This is a genomic window from Chryseobacterium oncorhynchi (assembly GCF_002899895.1).
GTDB lineage: Bacteria > Bacteroidota > Bacteroidia > Flavobacteriales > Weeksellaceae > Chryseobacterium > Chryseobacterium oncorhynchi.
Genome location: NZ_PPEI02000037.1, coordinates 1 through 451, shown reverse-complemented (window position 1 = coordinate 451; position 451 = coordinate 1). Strand labels below are relative to the sequence as shown.

The 451-nt window shown below is 63.6% G+C and carries 1 protein-coding gene; it reads right to left on the bottom strand.

Translation table 11 applies throughout. The annotated features are described in order from the left end of the window. On the bottom strand, positions 1 to 451 hold a 451-nt coding region (locus C1638_RS22115; protein WP_228428264.1), incomplete at both ends, for a phage terminase large subunit family protein.

Genomic DNA, 451 nt, shown 5'->3' with positions numbered 1-451 from the left:
GATCTTCGGGTCATAGGGGATACGGACCTTGTGGTCCTCCATGGCGCCGCGGATTGGGTAGGCCAGAGCCTCCTTTACTCGCGGGGTGAAGGTCACAGCCTCGACACGGTGCTCGCCGAACTGGTCCTGAGCGTCGTCCGCCCAGCCGATACCCAGGCCGGTGGCGTCGATGCAGATGCGCTCACAGCGCTGGAACCAGGGCCAGAGGATCGCTTCCTGGGCGGACTTGCGCATGTTCTGCAGACGCTCGACGTGGCGCGTATAGAGCACATCGCCGAGCAGCTCCAAGATCCACAGGACGGTCAGGTCTTTCTTACGCCCAATGTCGACGCCTGCGAACAGTCGGCCGCCCTCGGGCTGCTGCCAGTTAGCGGTCTGCGGGTATTCCGCGGAGGCAATCAGGTCGTACTCCAGGAAGGCCACGTCGTCGTCGGCCGGATTGCACATGTAC